This is a genomic window from Pseudomonas allii, assembly GCF_055380095.1.
In genome coordinates this window covers 1,723,602-1,743,209 of record NZ_AP039450.1, presented here as the reverse complement: position 1 = coordinate 1,743,209, position 19,608 = coordinate 1,723,602, and the positions used below count along the sequence as shown (strand labels likewise).

Genomic DNA, 19,608 nt, shown 5'->3' with positions numbered 1-19,608 from the left:
TCTAGTCGTCTGGGCGCTTAACCGAAGAAGCTCTGGCCGTTCTTGGCCATTTCACGCAGCTTCGCGGTCGGGTGGTACAGCGGGCCCAGATCAGCGTATTTGTCAGCCAGGGCAACGAACTCAGCCACACCGATCGAATCGATGTAACGCAGTGCACCACCACGGAATGGAGGGAAACCAATACCGTACACCAGGCCCATATCGGCTTCGGCGGCGGTTTCAACGATGCCGTCTTCCAGGCAACGCACGGTTTCCAGGCACAGGGCGATCATCATCCAGTTGATGATGTCCTCGTCGGACACCTCACGCTGCTCGTAGATAACGGGAGCCAGCACTTCGTGCACCGACGGGTCGGCCACTTTCTTCTGCTTGCCCTTCTTGTCCGCCTCGTAGGCGTAGAAGCCCTTGCCGTTCTTCTGGCCCAGGCGCTTGGCCTCGTACAGCGCGTCAATCGCCGAGCGGCGGTCGTCTTTCATGCGGTCCGGGAAGCCTTCAGCCATCACGTCGCGGCCGTGGTGACCCGTGTCGATGCCGACCACGTCCATCAGGTACGCCGGGCCCATCGGCCAGCCGAATTTTTCCATGACCTTGTCGATGCGCACGAAGTCCACACCGGCGCTGACCAGCTTGGCGAAACCGCCGAAGTACGGGAACAGCACGCGGTTGACCAGGAAGCCCGGGCAGTCATTGACCACAATCGGGTTCTTGCCCATTTTCTTGGCGTAGGCAACGGTGGTGGCAACGGCCAGCTCGCTGGACTTCTCGCCACGGATCACTTCCACCAGCGGCATCATGTGCACCGGGTTGAAGAAGTGCATGCCGACGAAGTTTTCCGGACGCTTGAGGGCCTTGGCCAGCAGCGAGATGGAAATGGTCGAGGTGTTGGACGCCAGGATAGTGTCGTCTTTGACCTGGGCTTCCACTTCAGCCAGTACCGCCTGCTTGACCTTCGGGTTCTCGACAACCGCTTCGACCACCAGGTCGACATGGCCGAAATCGCCGTAGGACAGCGTAGGACGAATGCCGTTAAGCACCTCAGCCATCTTCGCTGCGGTCATGCGACCTTTGTCCACACGACCGACCAGCAGCTTGGCTGCTTCTGCCAGGCCTTGCTCGATACCGTGCTCGTTGATGTCTTTCATCAGGATCGGCGTGCCCTTGGACGCCGACTGATAGGCGATACCGCCGCCCATGATACCGGCGCCCAGTACGGCAGCCTGTTTCACGTCGCGGGCGATTTCGTCGTAGGCCTTGGCCTTTTTCTTCAGTTCCTGATCGTTCAGGAACAGGCCGATCAGGCTCTGCGCAGCGGAGGTTTTCGCCAATTTGACGAAACCCGCCGCTTCCACTTCCAGGGCTTTGTCGCGACCGAAGTTCGCGGCTTTCTGGATGGTCTTGATCGCTTCAACCGGTGCCGGGTAGTTCGGGCCGGCTTGGCCAGCCACGAAACCCTTGGCGGTTTCGAACGACATCATTTGCTCGATGGCGTTGAGCTTGAGTTTTTCCAGCTTCGGCTGACGCTTGGCCTTGTAGTCAAATTCGCCGCTGATGGCGCCCTTGATCAGGTTCAGTGCGGCTTCGGCCAGCTTGTCCGGGGCAACCACAGCGTCGACGGCCCCAACTTTCAGGGCGTCTTCAGCCTTGTTTTCCTTACCGGCGGCGATCCACTCGATGGCGTTGTCGGCACCGATCAGGCGCGGCAAACGCACGGTGCCGCCAAAACCTGGGTAGATGCCCAGCTTGACTTCGGGCAGGCCGATCTTGGCGGTGGCCGACATCACGCGGAAGTCTGCCGCCAGGCACATTTCCAGGCCGCCGCCCAACGCGATGCCGTTGATGGCGGCGACGGTCGGTACGTTGAGGTCTTCGAAATCGCTGAAAATCTTGTTGGCTTCGAGGTTGCCAGCCACCAGCTCGGCATCGGGCAGCTTGAAGTTGTCGACGAATTCGGTGATGTCAGCGCCGACGATGAACACGTCCTTGCCGCTGGAAACGATCACGCCCTTGACCGAAGCATCTGCTTTGATGGTGTCTACGGCCTGACGCAATTCATTCAGGGTTAGACGGTTGAACTTGTTGACGGACTCACCCTTGAGGTCGAATTTCAGTTCGACGATGCCACTTTCAAGAGCCTTAACCGTGATGGCTTTACCTTCGTAAATCATCAACTGATCTCCACGATATGGAAGCTGAACAGTACACATTGGACGCTGGCCTATGGGTTGGACATTGATGAAATCCTCAATGTTCACGCCAATCCGCCAGGCACACCCGCCAATGCGATAGTCGGGATTCTGTATGAGTCGTCTGACAGACAAACGCTCAATTCATACGCCCGTTTGATTTGGGTACGCCACCTTCATCCAATTCCTGGCAATTGTCAATCGCTCCAAAGGCTAGGAAAAACGCGACTTTCCAGTCAGTTCAGAACCCAGCCCCCACGCGCGCGCCTTATCAATATTCGAATATTCACGAAATCAATAATAGAAAAGATGTGGGAAAAGGCTGTACAGAACGGGATATGCGGCTAGGCTAGCCGCAACCAACGATTTACCGGCCTGCCTGGCCAACTCCAGCCCGATGATGACTGTCGGGCTTTTTATTGCCTGCGATTCAGGCCAACGCCTTGAGCAGCGCATCGATATCCTTCAACACGCTCGCCTCGCCCTTCTCGCCCCAATACAAGGCGATCATCTGCTTGTCTGCCTCGACCTTGTAGACGTTGGCCGGCAGCGTCGCAAAATGCGGCAACAACTTTTCATCGACGCACACTTCACGCCACTGATTGACCCACACCCCAGGTTCCAACTGCCAATAACACCAGATCGCCGGCGTGCTGCCGCGCCGTGGCCGACAATACTGCGCGCAAGGGCTCGGCGGCTCCTGCTTGAGCCAGTGCGGCCACTCCTGGGGCGCCAATTGCATGGCCAGGCCGATGCGGCGCGCCTCCATGCGCAGGGCCATGCGTCCGCTCTGGTGGCGCGACGGGCGCAGCCATGCCAGGGGGCTCAGCACCACCACAAGGATTGACACCACTATCCAGACCGTCATATGTGTACTCCCGAATTTACAGATGAGCGGATTTGATCTGACGCAACCCTATCCGCTTGAAAGCAGCCATACTGAATCTATTGCAGTCCCCCTGGAGGAACGCCTCATGCCCTACCAACATATTCTGGTCGCTGTCGATCTGACCGAAGAGTGCGATCCAGTGATCAAGCGCGCGCAGGAATCCGCCATTGCCAATGGTGCCAAACTCTCACTGGTTCATATCGTGGAGCCCATGGCCATGGCGTTCGGCGGAGATGTGCCGATGGACCTTTCCCAGTTGCAGCAACAACAATTCGACCAGGCCAAAGAGCGCCTTGACCGTCTGATTATTAAATACCCGCACTTGAAAAAGGATGACTGCCACCTGACTTACGGCCAACCGCGCCAGGAGATCCACCATCTGGCCAAGGAAAAAGCTTGCGACCTGATCGTGGTCGGCAGCCATGGCCGTCATGGGCTCGCATTGTTGCTAGGCTCCACGGCCAACGATGTATTGCACGGTGCGCCATGCGATGTGCTGGCGGTAAGGCTGGTCAAAAGTTCGTAAGACCATGTGGGAGGGGGCTTGCCCCCGATAGCGGTGTGTCAGCTACACATTCACCTGCCGTCCCACTGCAATCGGGGGCAAGCCCCCTCCCACAGTTTGAATCGTATTTCCTATAAAAAACCCGGTGCTCATCTGATGAACACCGGGTTTTTTAATGCACTGGAATCACTCAGGCGTCCAACTCAGCCCAACGCTCAACCAACACTTCCAGCTCCTGGTTCAGCTTCTCCAGGGAAGCGATGACCTTGGCGGTTTCCGCCGCCGGACGCAGGTAGAACCCCGCGTCAGCCATTTCCGCTTCTACCGCGGCAATCTGCTGTTCCTTGGCGTCGATATCACCCGGCAAGGCTTCCAGCTCACGCTGTAGCTTGTAGCTGAGTTTCTTCTTGGCCGCCGGCGCAGCGTCCTGGGTCGGTGCAGCAGCAGCAACCACCGGAGCCACCACGGCGGAGGTCAAGTCGGCCTTGCCGGACTTGCTCTCGGTCACGCCCAGCAATCGCGGTGAACCGCCCTGGCGCAGCCAGTCCTGGTAACCACCCACGTATTCACGCACCTTGCCCTCACCTTCGAAGACCAGGGTGCTGGTGACCACGTTGTCGAGGAATGCCCGGTCGTGGCTCACCATCAGCACGGTGCCGTTGAAGGTCAGCAGCACTTCTTCCAACAGCTCGAGGGTTTCCACGTCGAGGTCGTTGGTCGGTTCGTCGAGCACCAGCAGGTTCGCCGGCTTGCTGAACAGCTTGGCCAGCAGCAGGCGCGCACGCTCACCACCGGACAAGGCTTTCACCGGGGTACGCGCACGCTGCGGGCTGAACAGGAAGTCGCCCAGGTAGCTGAGCACGTGACGGCTCTGGCCGTCGATATCGATAAAGTCGCGGCCTTCGGCGACGTTGTCGATCACGGTTTTTTCCAGGTCCAACTGATGGCGCAACTGGTCGAAGTAGGCCACATCGATCCGCGTGCCTTCTTCCACTTTACCGCTGGTCGGCTGCAGGCCGCTGAGCATCAGCTTGAGCAAGGTGGTCTTGCCGGTGCCGTTGGCGCCCAGCAGGCCGATACGGTCGCCGCGCTGCAGGACCATGGAGAAGTCCTTGATCAGGAACGGGCCGTCCGGGTGATGGAAGCTGACGTTCTCCAGCACCATCACCTGCTTGCCCGACTTGTCGGCGGTGTCCAGCTGGATATTGGCCTTGCCGGTACGCTCGCGACGCTCGCTGCGCTCGACACGCAGGGCTTTCAGGGCGCGTACGCGGCCTTCGTTACGGGTGCGACGGGCCTTGATGCCCTGGCGGATCCAGACTTCTTCCTGGGCCAGTTTCTTGTCGAACAGCGCGTTGGCGGTTTCTTCGGCGGCCAGCGCGGCTTCCTTGTGTACCAGAAAGCTGGCGTAGTCGCCGTTCCAGTCGATCAGGCCTCCACGGTCCAGTTCCAGGATGCGCGTTGCCAGGTTCTGCAGGAAGGAACGGTCGTGCGTGATGAACAGCACGGCGCCCTGGAATTCCTTGAGGGCTTCTTCCAGCCAGGCAATCGCGCCAATGTCCAGGTGGTTGGTCGGTTCGTCGAGCAGCAGCAGGTCCGGCTCGGACACCAACGCCTGGGCCAGCAGCACGCGACGACGCCAGCCGCCGGACAACTCGGCGAGGGTCTTGTCCGCCGGCAGTTGCAGGCGACTCAGGGTACTGTCGACCAACTGCTGCAAGCGCCAGCCATCACGCGCTTCCAGGTCTTGCTGGACGTGCATCAGCTTGTTCAGGTCATCTTCGGTGACACAGTTCTGTGCCAGGTGATGGTATTCGGCGAGCAGTGCGCCAACGCCGTCGAGGCCTTCGGCAACCACATCGAACACTGTCCGTCCGTCGGCCACCGGCAATTCTTGCGGCAACTCGCCGATCTTGAGGCCCGGCGCGCGCCATACGGAGCCGTCATCGGGCTTCTGGTCGCCCTTGACCAGCTTCATCATGCTGGATTTGCCGGTGCCGTTGCGGCCGATGATGCACACCCGCTCACCACGGGCGATCTGCCAGGACACCTTGTCCAACAACGGCATGGCGCCGAAAGCAAGGGACACATCGCTGAATTTGAGCAGGGTCATACGCTTCTCCAAAAACTGGGCGCGCATTCTACCTGAGTTAGGGGCTGAGGCGGCCGGGATTTTCTCAGTCGGCATACTCTGAGAGACATTTCCGAGGAACTTGAACGAAGCGGCCGTCAAAGCTTTCACCGGCGTCAGGCAAAAGGCTAAGCTAGGGGCAATCAGTGTCGGCGACGCCGGCACTTGTCCAGATTCCTCTGCACGGACGTCTCATGCGCAGTCGCCTTTTCAGCTTTTTATCTTGTCTGCTTCTTTCCGCCACCGCCGCTCAATCCGCCCAGGCCGTGGACCTCACCACCCAACGTCAATATTACGATGAAGCCAAACGCGCCCTGGCCAAGGGCGATACCGGGCCGTACATGCAATACAGCCAGGCCCTGGCCGACTACCCGCTGACGCCCTACCTGGCCTACGACGAACTGACCGCCCGCCTGAAAACCGCGAGCAACCAGGAAATCGAGCAGTTCCTCGCCAAAAACGGCGACCTGCCCCAGGCCAACTGGATGAAACTGCGCTGGTTGCGCTGGCTGGCCGAACGTGGCGACTGGCAGACCTTTGAAAAGTACTACGACCCCAAGCTCAATTTCGTCGAACTGGACTGCCTGCACGGCCAGTACCAGCTCACCCATAATCTGAAGGCCGAAGGCTACAAGACCGCCGAAAAACTCTGGATGACCGGCAAGTCCCAACCGGCTGCCTGCGATGTCACCTTTGGCCAATGGGCGGCTGACGGCCAACTCACCGAACAGAAGATCTGGGACCGCGCCAAACTCGCCGCCGAAGCACGCAACTACGCGCTGGCCAACAGCCTGGTAAAAACCCTGCGCACGCTGGGCCCGCAAGGCCGCCTGATGGTAGACGTGGCGCAAAAGCCCGACATGCTCAGCGACCCTTCACGTTTCCTGCCGGCCACCGAGGCCATGTCCGACGCCGTGGGCCTGGGCCTGCGCCGCCTGGCTCGCCAGGATCCGGACAAGGCCATGGCCCTGCTCGACGGCTACGCCAGCAGCATGCACTTCTCCCGTGACGAAAAAGTGTCGATCGCTCGGGAAATCGGCCTCACCCTGGCCAAGCGTTATGACCCGCGCGCCTTGGAGGTAATGACCAAGTACGATCCCGAGTTGCGCGACAATACAGTGTCCGAGTGGCGCCTGCGCCTGCTGCTGCGCCTGGCCCGCTGGGAAGATGCCTACCAGTTGACCCGCAAACTGCCACAAGACCTGGCCACCACCAACCGCTGGCGCTACTGGCAGGCCCGCAGCCTGGAACTGGCCGAGCCGAAGAACCCGCAAGCGCTGGTCCTGTACAAGCACCTGGCACAGGAGCGTGACTTCTACGGCTTCCTGGCCGCTGATCGCTCCAAGGCCCCGTACCAGTTGAAGAACAAACCGTTGCTGATGAGCCAGGCGCTGGTCAACAAGGTACGCAACACCCCGGGCGTGCGCCGTGCACTGGAGTTCTATGCGCGTGGCCAAGTGGTGGATGGCCGTCGTGAGTGGTACCACGTCAGCCGTCACTTCAACCGCGACGAAATGGTCGCCCAGGCCAAGCTTGCCTACGACATGAAGTGGTACTTCCCAGCCATCCGCACTATCAGCCAGGCGCAGTACTGGGACGACCTGGACATCCGCTTCCCGATGGCCCACCGCGATACCCTGGTGCGTGAAGCCAAGGTGCGCGGCCTGCATTCCAGCTGGGTGTTCGCAATCACTCGCCAGGAAAGCGCCTTCATGGACGACGCCCGCTCCGGCGTCGGCGCCAGCGGCCTGATGCAACTGATGCCCGGTACCGCCAAGGAAACCGCACGCAAGTTCAGCATCCCCCTGGCCTCCCCGGCCCAGGTGCTGGACCCGGACAAAAACATCCAGCTCGGCGCCGCCTACCTGAGCCAGGTACACAGCCAGTTCAACGGCAACCGCGTACTCGCCTCCGCCGCCTACAACGCTGGCCCCGGTCGTGTGCGCCAATGGCTGCGCGGCGCCGATCACCTGAGTTTCGACGTGTGGGTGGAGAGCATTCCGTTCGACGAAACCCGCCAGTATGTACAGAACGTGCTGTCTTATTCGGTGATCTACGGGCAAAAGCTCAACTCACCGCAGCCGTTGGTGGATTGGCATGAGCGGTATTTTGATGATCAGTGACTCCCTCGCCTGAGGGGTGGGCGGGCATTTGTGGCGAGCGGGCTTGCCCCGCGTTGGAGTGCGAAGCGCTCCCAATCCAGGCGACGTTTTGGGGCTGCTACGCAGCCCAACGCGGGGCAAGCCCGCTCGCCACAACAAGCCTGCTCGACCACAACAAGCCCGTTCACGGCATAGGCCGCGCTAGCCGTCGCTTTTCGCGACCTCATCACTGAACTGCAACGCCGCCAACCTTGCATACAACGCATTGCTCGCAATCAACTGCTGATGCGTGCCCACCGCCACCAACTTGCCCTGGTCCATCACGGCAATGCGATCGGCGTTCTTCACCGTGGCCAGTCGATGGGCGATCACCAGCGTGGTGCGCCCCTGCATCAATTGCGGCAGCGCTTGCTGGATCAGGTGTTCACTCTGGGCATCCAGGGCGCTGGTGGCTTCGTCCAGCAGCAGGATCGGCGCGTCCACCAGCAACGCCCGGGCGATGGCCAAGCGCTGGCGTTGGCCACCAGAGAGGCCCATGCCGCCTTCGCCCAGGTGGGTCTGGTAACCGTCGGGCATTTGCAGGATGAAGTCGTGGGCGTGAGCAATACGCGCCGCCGCCTCAACCTGTTCCTGGGTGGCCATCGGGTTGCCGTAGCGGATGTTCTCTTCAACGCTGCCAAAGAACAGCGCCGGGCTCTGGGACACCAGGGCGAAGTGGCGGCGCAGGTCCATGGGGTCGAGTTCGGTCAGCGGGTGGCCTTCGATGAGGATTCGGCCTTGCTGGGGGTCGTAGAAGCGCAGCAGCAAGTCGAAGATCGTCGATTTGCCCGCACCGGAAGGGCCGACCAACGCCAGGGTTTCGCCAGGGTTGATGCTCAGGTTCAGGCCGTCGATAGCGTAGCTGTCCGGCCGTGAAGGATAAGAAAAGCACAGGTCCTGCAGCTCCATGCGCCCGCTGACCCGCGCCGGCAACTGGACAGTGCCGGCGACCGGCGCCTGGATGTCGTTGCTCGACTGCAGCAACTCGCCAATGCGCTCGGCGGCACCGGCGGCACGTTGCAGCTCGCCGAGCACCTCGCTGAGGGTGCCGACCGCGCTGCCGACGATCAGGCTGTAGAACACAAACGCCGCCAGTTCACCGCCGGAAATACGCCCGCTGATCACGTCCATGCCGCCGACCCACAACATCACGCCCACGGCGCCGAGCACCAGCATGATCACCAGGGTAATCAGCCAGGCCCGTTGGGTGATGCGCTTGCGCGCGGTGGTGAAGGCATCTTCCACGGTGACGGCGAAACGCTGTTCGTCCTGCACCTGGTGGTTGTAGGCCTGCACGGTCTTGATCTGGCCGAGGGTCTCGGACACATAGCTGCCCACATCGGCGATGCGGTCCTGGCTTTGGCGCGACAAGCTGCGCACGCGCCGACCGAAGATCAGGATCGGCGCCAGCACCAGCGGCAGCGCCACCACCACGATGCTGGTGAGCTTGGGGTTGGTGACAAACAGCAGCACGATGCCGCCGATGACCATCAAGGTATTGCGCAGGAACAACGACAGCGAGGAACCGATTACCGATTGCAGCAGCGTCGTGTCGGTAGTCAAGCGTGACTGGATTTCCGAGCTGCGGTTGTTCTCATAAAAGCCCGGATGCAGGTAGATCAGGTGGTTGAACACCTGCCGGCGGATATCCGCGACCACCCGCTCGCCGATCCACGACACCAGGTAGAACCGCGCAAAAGTGCCGACCGCCAGGCCCAGCACCAGGACCATGAACAGGCCGATGGACTGGTTGAGCAGGTGCGGCGACTGGGTCATGAACCCCTGGTCCACCAGCAGGCGGATGCCCTGCCCCATGGACAAGGTGATGCCGGCCGTGACGATCAGCGCCAACAGGGCGCCAAGCGCCTGCCAGCGGTAAGGCGCGATGAATCGACTGGCCAGGCGAATGGCACGGCGTTGACGGACTGAGAACATGGAGGGCATCACCGATGAGGAGTCTGTACACCTACATGGGGGGAACTTGGGCGAATAGCAATGAGTCAGGTTAATTATGCCCGCCGATGCTGACCCCTAGAGGCTATCGGTCTAACCCCTGGCTGGAAATCTGTAACGGTTTCTGGTGGACTGGGCGTTCGAACCGCTGACCTGGCAGGGCGTTGTAACAGCCTGGTCACGCGCGGGCTTTAGAGTAGGTACACAACCTGATAAGGAGACAGGCCATGACCTTGCAGAACAGCAGCGATGCCAAAATTGAAGTGATCCGCCAGCCGCAGCAATTGCCTTGCTCGTACATCGACGCCCAGGGCCGCGAAGTGCAGATCACCGAAGAGATGATCCAGCAAGCGTGCAGCGAACTGGAACAGCGACTGGTCAAGCCTGCCCAGCAAGGCTGAAGCGCCCACGCTCGTTAAAACCCGGCCCTGGTGGCCGGGTTTTTTATCGGGTATCTAAACCGCTACTGCGCCCAACGCGGACACGATGTTGGACAACACCGCCGACTCACCCTGGATGCGCACCTTCAAACCATCGATCTCGCGGCGCTCGGGGTAGTGCTTGCGCAGCAGGTCAAACGCCTTGCGCTGCTCGTCCACCGTTCCTACAAGGCTGCGGCGGAAATCTGCATCATCACGCCGTGGGTCGTACACGCTGCGGCACAGGGTCGCCAGTGCCCACGCGGGGTCGGTGGAAGCATTCAACTGCACCTCGGCCAACCATGGTGGCGGCAGCAGGTCACTCAAGTGAATGCTCGGTTCCTGGCCCAGGTGCGCGCAGAACGCCTGATAGATCTGCGCCGTACCGCGCTGCTTGCCGTCCAAGCTGTAGCCGGCGATATGCGGCGTGGCCAGCACGCACAGGTCAGCCAGGTCGACGTCCACTTCGGGTTCACCCTCCCACACATCCAGCACCGCTTGCAGGTCTTCGCGATCCAGCAGCACCTCGCGCAGGGCGGCATTGTCGACCACCGGGCCACGGCTGGCGTTGATCAGCCAGGTGCCAGGCTTGAGCTGCTCAAGACGCTGGCGGTCGAACAGGTGCCAGGTGGAGCCGTTGCCGGACTTGGTCAGCGGGGTGTGCAGGCTGATCACGTCGCATTGCTCGATGATCTGCGCCAGGCTGACGTAATCGCCGTCTTCGGCGGTCTGCCGGGGCGGGTCGCAGACCAGCACGTTCCAGCCCAGGCCCTTGAGTACCTTGACCAGCCGCCCGCCGACTTCACCGGCGCCAACCACGCCGTAGGTGCGCTGGTTGAGGTCGGCACCTTCGATTTCTGCCAGGGTCATCAGGCTGCCCAGCACATAATCCACCACGCCACGGGCGTTACAGCCGGGGGCGCTGGACCAGTGGATGCCGGCCTGTTTGAAGTAGTCGAGATCCAGGTGATCGGTGCCGATAGTGCAGGTACCGACGAAGCGCACCTTCGTGCCATCGAGCAGGGCACGGTTGACGTTGGTCACCGAGCGCACCAGCAATACATCGGCCTGCTCGACCGTGGCACGGTCGATGGAACGGCCAGGCACGCGGCGAATCTCGCCGAAACCCTGGAAGAAGGCATCGAGCAGCGGAATATTTTCGTCGGCAACAATCAGCATGGCAGGCTCCTTAGGCGGACCCGCAGTGTACAGGGATCGCAGCCCTCGCTTACAAATCGCTAACACAGGTTTTTTCCTGACCGATGCGTCAACGCGTAGAATCCGCCGTCTTTGCGCTTGCCTTACTGGACACCTGTACGTGAACACTGCCCCCCTTACCCGCCCCGCCCGCATTCGCCAGGAAGTGCGCGGCCTGCTGACGCTCGCCCTGCCGATCATGATCGGCCAACTGGCCACGACGGCGATGAGTTTTGTCGATGCGGTGATGGCCGGACGCGTCAGCCCGCAAGACCTGGCGGCAGTGGGCCTGGGCAACTCGATCTGGATTCCGGTGTACCTGCTGATGACCGGCACGCTGCTGGCCACCACGCCGAAAGTCGCCCAGCGCTACGGCGCCGGGCAATTCAGCGAGATCGGCCCGCTGGTGCGTCAATCTCTGTGGCTGGCGCTGGTGGTGGGTATCACGGCAGCGCTGTTGCTGCTGTGCGCCGAGCCCATCCTGCACGCCATGAAAGTAGAACCCGACCTGATCAAACCGTCCATGGGCTACCTGCACGGCATCGCCGCGGGCATGCCGGCCATCGCGTTCTACTACGTATTGCGCTGCTTCAGCGACGGCCTGGGCCGCACCCGGCCGAGCATGGTCATGGGGCTGTGTGGTTTGGCGCTGAACATTCCACTGAACTACATCTTCATCTACGGCCACCTCGGCGTACCGGCCATGGGCGGCGTGGGCTGCGGCTGGGCCACGGCCATTGCGATGTGGGTGATGATGCTCGGCCTGGCCGGATGGACCCGCTGGGGCCCGGCTTACCAGAGCAGCGAACTGTTCAAGCGTTTCGACTGGCCGCAGTGGGCGGTGATCAAGCGCGTACTCGGGATTGGCTTGCCGATTGGCATCGCGATCTTTGCTGAGTCCAGCATTTTCGCGGTCATCGCGCTGCTGATCGGCAGCCTCGGCGCCACGGTGGTCTCGGGTCATCAGATCGCGCTGAACGTCAGCTCGCTGGTGTTCATGATTCCCTACTCCCTGAGCATGGCCGTGACAGTGCGTGTCGGCCAGGCCCTGGGCCGTGGTGAACCGCGTGAAGCGCGGTTTGCGGCCGGGGTCGGCATGGGCACGGCGCTGGCCTACGCGTGCCTTTCATGCAGCTTGATGCTGCTGTTGCGCGAGCAGATTGCGGCGATCTACACCCCGGACCCGATCGTCATCCACCTGGCCTCCACGCTGATCGTGTTTTCAGCGCTGTTCCAGTTCAGTGATTCGATCCAGGTCACTGCCGCCGGCGCCTTGCGTGGCTACCAGGACACCCGTGTCACCATGGTGCTGACCCTGTTCGCCTATTGGGGCGTGGGCCTGCCGGTGGGTTATGCCTTGGGCCTGACTGACTGGCTCGGCGAACCGAGCGGCCCGAGCGGCTTATGGCAAGGGCTGATCGTGGGCCTGAGCTGCGCGGCGGGGATGCTGCTGGTGCGACTGGCGCGCAGTGCACGCCGGCGCATCCGCGTAGATAAAGCGCAGGGTTAAGCAGACTTCTTGCGGATCCAGTACAGGTACGTACCGGCCTGTTCCTGCTGATCCACCAGTTCGTGATCCAGAAACACGCAGAACTTGGGAATATCGCGGCGCGTGGACGGGTCGGTCGCGATCACCTTGAGCAAGCCGCCTGGCGGCAGGTCACGGATGTGCTGGTGCAGCATCATCACCGGCTCCGGGCAGTTGAGGCCGGTGGCGTCGAGGGTGGCGTCGACGGGCAAATCGAGGTTCATACATCACTCCTGAAACGGATGCCGCTCCAAAGGTGGGAGCGGGCTTGCCCGCGAAGACACGGGCACATTCAACATTAGTTTCGACTGTTATACCGCTTTCGCGGGCAAGCCCGCTCCCACAGGGGTCCTGTGGTGATTTCAACTGTTCAGCGAGCCTTGGGTTTCTTCGCTGTTTCCAATCGACGCAAATGGCAGGTCACTTCCTCACGGTCGTGGTACAGCTGCTTGCAGCCGATCTCCACACGAATGCCACGCGCCTTGAAGCCGTCCTCGATACGCTCCAGCAAGCGCTTCACTTCGGCGTAGCGCTGCTTCATCGGCAACTTCAGGTTCACCACCGCCTCGCGGCAATGCCCCTCGCCGATCCAGGTTTCCAGCAGCGCGGCGTTACGCGCCGGTTTCTCGACGATGTCGCAGACCATCCAGTCCACCGGCTGCTTGGGCACGAAGGTGAAGCCGTCGGCCATCAAGTGCTGGACCAGGCCGGTGTCCATCAGGCTTTCGGCCATCGGGCCGTTGTCGATGGCGGTCACCAGCATGCCACGGTTGACCAGTTGCCAGGTCCAGCCGCCCGGCGCCGCGCCGAGGTCGACGCCAGTCATGTCGCCGTGCAGGCGCTCGTCCCACTGGTCGCGGGGGATGAAGTGGTGCCAGGCTTCTTCCAGCTTCAAGGTCGAACGGCTGGGCGCTTCACGCGGAAACTTCAAACGCGGAATACCCATCGGCCACATCGCCGAGTTGTTCGACTCGGCCAGGCCCATGAACACTTCGCGGCCGCTCTTGAAGGTCAACAGCAGACGCGGTTTGCTCGGGTCGTCCACCAGCTTGCCGGCGTTGAGCAACGCCTTGCGCAAGTGCACTTCGAATTTCTTGCAGAAGTTCGACAGCTCCTTGCCGTCGTTGGTGTCGACCATCTCCAGCCACAGGCTGCCGCACACCGGGAAGTCGCGCAGGTGGGCGAGGATCACGCTGATGCGGTCGGTTTCCGGCAGGTCGATGAACACCCCGCGCGCCCACTGCCTGGGGAAGATCAGCTCGGCAAAGCGCTGGCCGTGCATCAGGCGCTGGGCGCCATCTTCTTCGGTGCAGACAAATTCGGCGCAGGCGCTGCCGGTCTTGGCCTTGGCGTAGCCGGAAACGTTCAGGCGCGCGGCGAGGTCCGCGATCTCGGAACAGACTTCGCCTTCAAAACCCGGGCGGCAGTGCATAAAAAGGGTGTTCATCAATTCTCCAAGTGAATCAACCGACCTTGCGCTGTCGCAATGCCTGTCATGAAAACCCGCGCATGATAACGGACTTCGGAACCTTGGACTTAACGATAGAGTCCAGTTATTAGCCTGCTAATGAAAACAGGGCTAAGTTGATAGCTCTGTTCGTCCCGTCAGGTCCGTAGCCGTGCGGACCATAAGGAGTCGTGTCATGTCATCGCTTGATAGCCTGAGAACCCTTAAAACACTGCAAATCGACAACAAGACCTATCACTACTTCAGTTTGCCCGAGGCCGCCAAGAGTCTGGGTGACCTGGACAAGCTGCCGATGTCGCTCAAGGTGCTGCTGGAAAACCTGCTGCGCTGGGAAGACGACAAGACCGTCACCGACGCCGACCTCAAGGCCATTGCCGCCTGGCTCAAGAAACGCCAGTCCGACCGTGAGATCCAGTACCGCCCCGCCCGAGTGTTGATGCAAGACTTTACCGGCGTCCCCGCCGTGGTCGACCTGGCCGCCATGCGCGCCGCCGTGGCCAAGGCCGGGGGCGATCCGCAGCGCATCAACCCGCTATCGCCCGTGGACCTGGTCATTGACCACTCGGTGATGGTCGACAAGTTCGGCAACGCCGACGCCTTTGAGCAGAACGTCGACATCGAGATGCAGCGCAACGGCGAACGCTACGCCTTCCTGCGCTGGGGCCAGAGCGCCTTCGACAACTTCAGCGTGGTGCCGCCGGGCACCGGTATCTGCCACCAGGTCAACCTCGAATACCTGGGCCGAACCGTGTGGACCAAAGACGAAGACGGCCGCACCTATGCGTTCCCGGACACGTTGGTCGGCACCGACTCCCACACCACCATGATCAACGGCCTCGGCGTACTCGGCTGGGGCGTGGGCGGCATCGAAGCGGAAGCGGCGATGCTCGGCCAACCGGTGTCGATGCTGATCCCGGAAGTGATCGGCTTCAAACTCACCGGCAAGTTGAAGGAAGGCATCACCGCCACCGACCTGGTGCTGACCGTGACCCAGATGCTGCGCAAAAAGGGCGTGGTGGGCAAGTTCGTCGAGTTCTATGGCGACGGCTTGGCCGACCTGCCGTTGGCCGACCGCGCCACCATCGCCAACATGGCCCCGGAATACGGCGCCACCTGCGGCTTTTTCCCGGTGGATGAGGTGACGTTGGACTACCTGCGCCTGTCCGGGCGCCCGGCAGAAACCGTGAAGTTGGTCGAGGCGTACACCAAAGCCCAGGGCCTATGGCGCAACGCCGGCCAGGAACCGGTGTTCACCGACAGCCTGGCCCTCGACATGGGCAGCGTCGAAGCCAGTCTGGCCGGGCCGAAACGCCCACAGGACCGCGTGGCCCTGCCGAACGTCGGCCAGGCTTTCAGCGATTTCCTCGACCTGCAATTCAAACCCACCAACAAGGAAGAAGGTCGCCTGGAAAGCGAAGGTGGCGGCGGGGTTGCCGTGGGCAATGCAGACCTGGTGGGCGAAGCCGACTATGAATACGACGGCCAGACCTATCGCCTGAAAAACGGCGCCGTGGTGATCGCCGCGATCACCTCCTGCACCAACACCTCCAACCCCAGCGTGATGATGGCCGCCGGGCTGGTGGCGAAAAAGGCCGTGGAAAAGGGCCTGACCCGCAAGCCCTGGGTGAAAACCTCGCTGGCCCCCGGCTCCAAAGTAGTCACCGACTACTACAAGGCGGCCGGCCTGACCCAGTACCTGGACGCGCTCGGTTTCGACCTGGTGGGCTATGGCTGCACGACCTGCATTGGTAACTCGGGGCCTTTGCCCGAGCCGATCGAAAAAGCCATCCAGAAGGCCGACCTGGCCGTGGCCTCGGTGCTGTCCGGCAACCGCAACTTCGAAGGCCGCGTGCACCCGCTGGTGAAAACCAACTGGCTGGCGTCGCCGCCGCTGGTCGTCGCGTATGCCTTGGCCGGCACCGTGCGCATCGATATCAGCAGCGAACCGCTGGGTAACGATCCGCAAGGCAACCCGGTGTACCTCAAAGACATCTGGCCGAGCAGCCAAGAGATCGCCGACGCCGTAGCCCAGGTCAGCACCGGCATGTTCCACAAGGAATACGCCGAGGTGTTCGCCGGAGACGCGCAATGGCAATCGATTGAAGTGCCTCAAGCCGCCACCTACGTGTGGCAGAAGCACTCCACCTACATCCAGCACCCGCCGTTCTTCGATGATATTGCCGGGCCTCTACCAGTGATCAAAGACGTCAAGGCCGCCAATGTGCTGGCCTTGCTGGGCGACTCGGTGACCACCGACCACATCTCCCCCGCCGGCAATATCAAGACCGACAGCCCTGCCGGCCGCTACCTGCGCGAACAGGGCGTGGAGCCACGGGACTTCAACTCCTACGGCTCACGCCGTGGCAACCATGAAGTGATGATGCGCGGCACCTTTGCCAACATCCGCATCCGCAATGAAATGCTCGGCGGTGAGGAAGGCGGCAATACGCTGTACATCCCCACTGGCGAGAAGATGGCGATCTATGACGCGTCGATGAAATACCAGGCGTCGGGCACGCCGCTGGTGGTGATCGCCGGCCAGGAATACGGCACCGGCTCCAGCCGCGACTGGGCGGCCAAGGGCACTAACCTGCTGGGGGTCAAGGCGGTGATTGCCGAGAGCTTCGAGCGCATCCACCGCTCCAATCTGGTGGGCATGGGCGTGCTGCCGTTGCAGTTCAAGCTGGATCAGAACCGCAAGTCGCTCAAGCTCACTGGCAAGGAGAAGATCGATATTCTCGGGCTGACGGACGTGGAGATCGTGCCGCGCATGAACCTGACACTGGTGATTACGCGGGAGGATGGCACTACGGAGAAGGTTGAGGTGCTGTGCCGGATCGATACGCTGAATGAAGTGGAGTACTTCAAGGCGGGCGGGATTCTGCACTATGTGCTGCGCCAACTGATCGCATCTTGAGAGCACCGCAAAACCAATGTGGGAGGGGCGGTGCGACGGTTCGACTTGCCCCCGATAGCAGTGGATCAGTCAACACATACAGTGACTGAAACACCGCCATCGGGGGCAAGTCGAACCGTCGCACCGCCCCTCCCACATTTTGACCGCGTTTAACGTTTCAGATCAGCCGAACAGCCATTTCCACAGCAGGACCAATACGACAACCGCCAACACCGGCCGCGCAATGCGGTAAGCCTTGGGATGCTTGCGCTTCCACTGTTTGACCACACCACTGAACTTGTCGCTGAACGTCTTGCTCCAGGCATACGCCTGGTTGATCCCGCCCACGCGCTCGTCATCGAGGTTCTGCGGCGCGGTCGCGCGGCCCAACTGCTTGCTGACCCAGCGGTTGACGCGGGTCATCAGGCGGTTGCTCAGGGGGCGTTCGATATCGCAGAACAGGATCACGCGGGTCTGCTCGGTTTCGTTCTTGACCCAGTGCACGTAGGTCTCGTCGAACATCACGTCTTCACCGTCGCGCCAGGCGTAGACCTGGCCGTCGACGAAGATGCGGCAGTCGTCGGAGTTCGGCGTGGACAGGCCCAGATGATAACGCAGGGAACCGGCAAACGGGTCGCGGTGCGGGTTCAGGTGGCTGCCGCCCGGCAATAGCGCGAACATCGCGCCTTTCACGTTGGGAATGCTGCTCACCAAGGCCACTGTTTTCGGGCACAGCGCCTCGGCCGATGGCAGCGGCTTGTCGTACCACTTGAGGTAGAAACGCTTCCAGCCCTTCTTGAAGAACGAGCCGAAACCGGCGTCGTTGTTCTTTTCGGCGGCGCGGATGTAACCCTCGTCGAACAGGTGCATGGCCTCTTCGCGGATCACTTCCCAGTTGTCCTTGAGCACGTCCAGTTCCGGGAACTTGCTGCGGTCCAGGTAGGGCTTGGACGGCACGGCCGAGAACAGGTACATCAAGGCGTTATACGGGGCGAACAGCGCCGAATGGTTGACAAACTGGCGCAACATCGGCAAACGCGCCTTGCCGCGCAGATGCACGTACAGCGTGCTGCCGATAAACAACGCCAGCACCGACAGCTTGGCGGCCAAAGAAAAGGTCATGCAACAACTCCTGGAAATAAGCGCCTGGCCAACAGCAGACGTAGCAGCCGGCCATGATAAACACTTGGGCCAGTATGCAGAAGGCCCAAGGTATTGGCGCTGACATACATCAAGCCTGGTTTTCCAGCCCGGTAAACAAATCGCTGAACAGCATGCTCGACAGGTAGCGCTCACCGGAGTCCGGCAGGATCACCACGAGGGTCTTGCCCTGCATTTCCGGCTTCTCGGCCAGGCGCACGGCCACGGCCATCGCCGCGCCGCAGGAAATACCGCACAGAATCCCCTCTTCCTGCATCAGGCGCAGGGCCATGGCCTTGGATTCGTCGTCGGTCACCAGCTCCACGCGGTCGACCATCGACAGGTCGAGGTTCTTCGGCACAAAACCGGCGCCAATGCCCTGGATCTTGTGGGGGCTGGGCTTGATCTCGTCACCGGCCAGGGCCTGGGTGATCACCGGCGACACGGCTGGCTCGACGGCCACCGACAGAATCGGCTTGCCCGCGATGTTCTTGATATAGCGCGACACGCCGGTGATGGTGCCACCGGTACCCACGCCCGCCACCAGCACGTCCACGGCGCCATCGGTGTCGTTCCAGATTTCCGGACCGGTGGTTTTCTCGTGGATGGCCGGGTTGGCCGGGTTTTCGAACTGGGCTGGCATGAAGTAAGTGGCCGGATCGCTGGCGACGATTTCGCCGGCTTTTTCGATAGCGCCCTTCATGCCCTTGGCCGGTTCAGTCAGCACCAACTCAGCGCCGAGGGCCTTGAGTACCTTGCGCCGCTCGATGCTCATGGACGCCGGCATGGTCAGCAGCAATTTGTAGCCACGGGCAGCGGCGACAAACGCCAGGCCAATCCCGGTGTTGCCCGAAGTCGGTTCTACAATGGTCATGCCCGGCTTGAGTTTGCCGGTGCTTTCGGCGTCCCAGATCATGTTGGCGCCAATGCGGCACTTCACCGAGTAGCCCGGGTTACGCCCTTCGATCTTGGCCAGGATGGTCACGCCACGCGGCGCGATCCGGTTGATCTGCACCAGTGGCGTATTACCGATGGAGTGCGCGTTGTCTGCAAAGATGCGGCTCATGACGGGTCCTATTGGCGGTATTCAGGAAGGCAACAAGGGTATGCCTCGTGCCGCCAAGCGTCCAGTCGGAGGAACGTTGCGCCCATCGCAAC

The 19,608-nt window shown here is 61.5% G+C and carries 14 protein-coding genes; 5 read left to right on the top strand and 9 right to left on the bottom strand.

Annotated features, from left to right (window positions below; genetic code table 11):
* Positions 1 to 17 precede the first annotated feature (17 nt).
* Positions 18 to 2,165 (bottom strand): fatty acid oxidation complex subunit alpha FadB, encoded by a 2,148-nt coding sequence (fadB, locus tag ACZ445_RS07875; RefSeq protein ID WP_034102543.1) that lies wholly within the window; start codon positions 2,163 to 2,165, stop codon positions 18 to 20.
* Between the two features lie 448 nt (positions 2,166 to 2,613).
* A complete protein-coding gene (locus ACZ445_RS07870; RefSeq protein ID WP_058425067.1) occupies positions 2,614 to 3,051 on the bottom strand; it encodes a hypothetical protein in 438 nt (145 codons plus the stop codon).
* A gap of 106 nt (positions 3,052 to 3,157) precedes the next feature.
* Here ACZ445_RS07870 and ACZ445_RS07865 point away from each other — a divergent pair, with 106 nt between their 5' ends.
* Positions 3,158 to 3,598, top strand: a complete 441-nt coding sequence (locus tag ACZ445_RS07865) for a universal stress protein (RefSeq protein ID WP_058425068.1) — start codon at positions 3,158 to 3,160, stop codon at positions 3,596 to 3,598.
* Positions 3,599 to 3,767: 169 nt separating this feature from the next.
* Here ACZ445_RS07865 and ACZ445_RS07860 read toward each other — a convergent pair whose 3' ends face one another.
* Positions 3,768 to 5,690 (bottom strand): ATP-binding cassette domain-containing protein, encoded by a 1,923-nt coding sequence (locus ACZ445_RS07860; RefSeq protein WP_464708188.1) that lies wholly within the window; start codon positions 5,688 to 5,690, stop codon positions 3,768 to 3,770.
* A 212-nt stretch (positions 5,691 to 5,902) separates the two neighbouring features.
* Here ACZ445_RS07860 and ACZ445_RS07855 point away from each other — a divergent pair, with 212 nt between their 5' ends.
* On the top strand, positions 5,903 to 7,831 hold the full coding sequence (locus tag ACZ445_RS07855) for a transglycosylase SLT domain-containing protein (RefSeq protein WP_058425070.1): 1,929 nt from the start codon (positions 5,903 to 5,905) through the stop codon (positions 7,829 to 7,831).
* Positions 7,832 to 8,011: 180 nt separating this feature from the next.
* Here ACZ445_RS07855 and ACZ445_RS07850 read toward each other — a convergent pair whose 3' ends face one another.
* The gene (locus ACZ445_RS07850; RefSeq protein WP_464708187.1) at positions 8,012 to 9,793 is read right to left on the bottom strand and encodes an ABC transporter transmembrane domain-containing protein; all 1,782 of its coding nucleotides are present in this window, start codon (positions 9,791 to 9,793) and stop codon (positions 8,012 to 8,014) included.
* Between the two features lie 236 nt (positions 9,794 to 10,029).
* On the opposite strand from ACZ445_RS07850, the gene ACZ445_RS07845 reads away from it, so the two are divergent.
* Entirely contained in the window at positions 10,030 to 10,203 is a 174-nt protein-coding gene (locus tag ACZ445_RS07845) for a PA1571 family protein (RefSeq protein WP_058425072.1), read from the top strand.
* Positions 10,204 to 10,257: 54 nt separating this feature from the next.
* Here ACZ445_RS07845 and pdxB read toward each other — a convergent pair whose 3' ends face one another.
* Entirely contained in the window at positions 10,258 to 11,400 is a 1,143-nt protein-coding gene (pdxB, locus tag ACZ445_RS07840) for a 4-phosphoerythronate dehydrogenase PdxB (protein ID WP_058425073.1), read from the bottom strand.
* A gap of 133 nt (positions 11,401 to 11,533) precedes the next feature.
* On the opposite strand from pdxB, the gene ACZ445_RS07835 reads away from it, so the two are divergent.
* Positions 11,534 to 12,928, top strand: coding sequence for an MATE family efflux transporter (locus ACZ445_RS07835; protein WP_179030291.1), 1,395 nt, complete (start codon positions 11,534 to 11,536; stop codon positions 12,926 to 12,928).
* On the opposite strand, the gene tusA is transcribed toward ACZ445_RS07835, so the two are convergent.
* Together tusA and rlmM are read right to left on the bottom strand one after the other, a co-directional pair.
* On the bottom strand, positions 12,925 to 13,170 hold the full coding sequence (tusA, locus tag ACZ445_RS07830) for a sulfurtransferase TusA (RefSeq protein ID WP_058425075.1): 246 nt from the start codon (positions 13,168 to 13,170) through the stop codon (positions 12,925 to 12,927). The two genes, ACZ445_RS07835 and tusA, sit on opposite strands and share 4 nt — an antisense overlap.
* A 146-nt stretch (positions 13,171 to 13,316) precedes the next feature.
* Positions 13,317 to 14,393: a 23S rRNA (cytidine(2498)-2'-O)-methyltransferase RlmM gene (gene rlmM, locus ACZ445_RS07825; RefSeq protein WP_058425076.1), complete on the bottom strand. Its 1,077-nt coding sequence runs from the start codon at positions 14,391 to 14,393 to the stop codon at positions 13,317 to 13,319.
* A 196-nt stretch (positions 14,394 to 14,589) separates the two neighbouring features.
* On the opposite strand from rlmM, the gene acnA reads away from it, so the two are divergent.
* On the top strand, positions 14,590 to 17,331 hold the full coding sequence (gene acnA, locus ACZ445_RS07820) for an aconitate hydratase AcnA (protein WP_464708186.1): 2,742 nt from the start codon (positions 14,590 to 14,592) through the stop codon (positions 17,329 to 17,331).
* A 162-nt stretch (positions 17,332 to 17,493) separates the two neighbouring features.
* Here the strand turns inward: acnA and ACZ445_RS07815 are convergent, their stop codons facing one another.
* Both ACZ445_RS07815 and cysK read right to left on the bottom strand, forming a co-directional pair.
* Positions 17,494 to 18,432 carry an aspartyl/asparaginyl beta-hydroxylase domain-containing protein gene (locus ACZ445_RS07815; protein ID WP_034102532.1) on the bottom strand — a complete coding sequence of 313 codons (939 nt, stop codon included), beginning with the start codon at positions 18,430 to 18,432 and terminating at the stop codon, positions 17,494 to 17,496.
* A 109-nt stretch (positions 18,433 to 18,541) separates the two neighbouring features.
* The gene (gene cysK, locus ACZ445_RS07810) at positions 18,542 to 19,516 is read right to left on the bottom strand and encodes a cysteine synthase A (protein WP_058425079.1); all 975 of its coding nucleotides are present in this window, start codon (positions 19,514 to 19,516) and stop codon (positions 18,542 to 18,544) included.
* Positions 19,517 to 19,608: the final 92 nt, after the last annotated feature.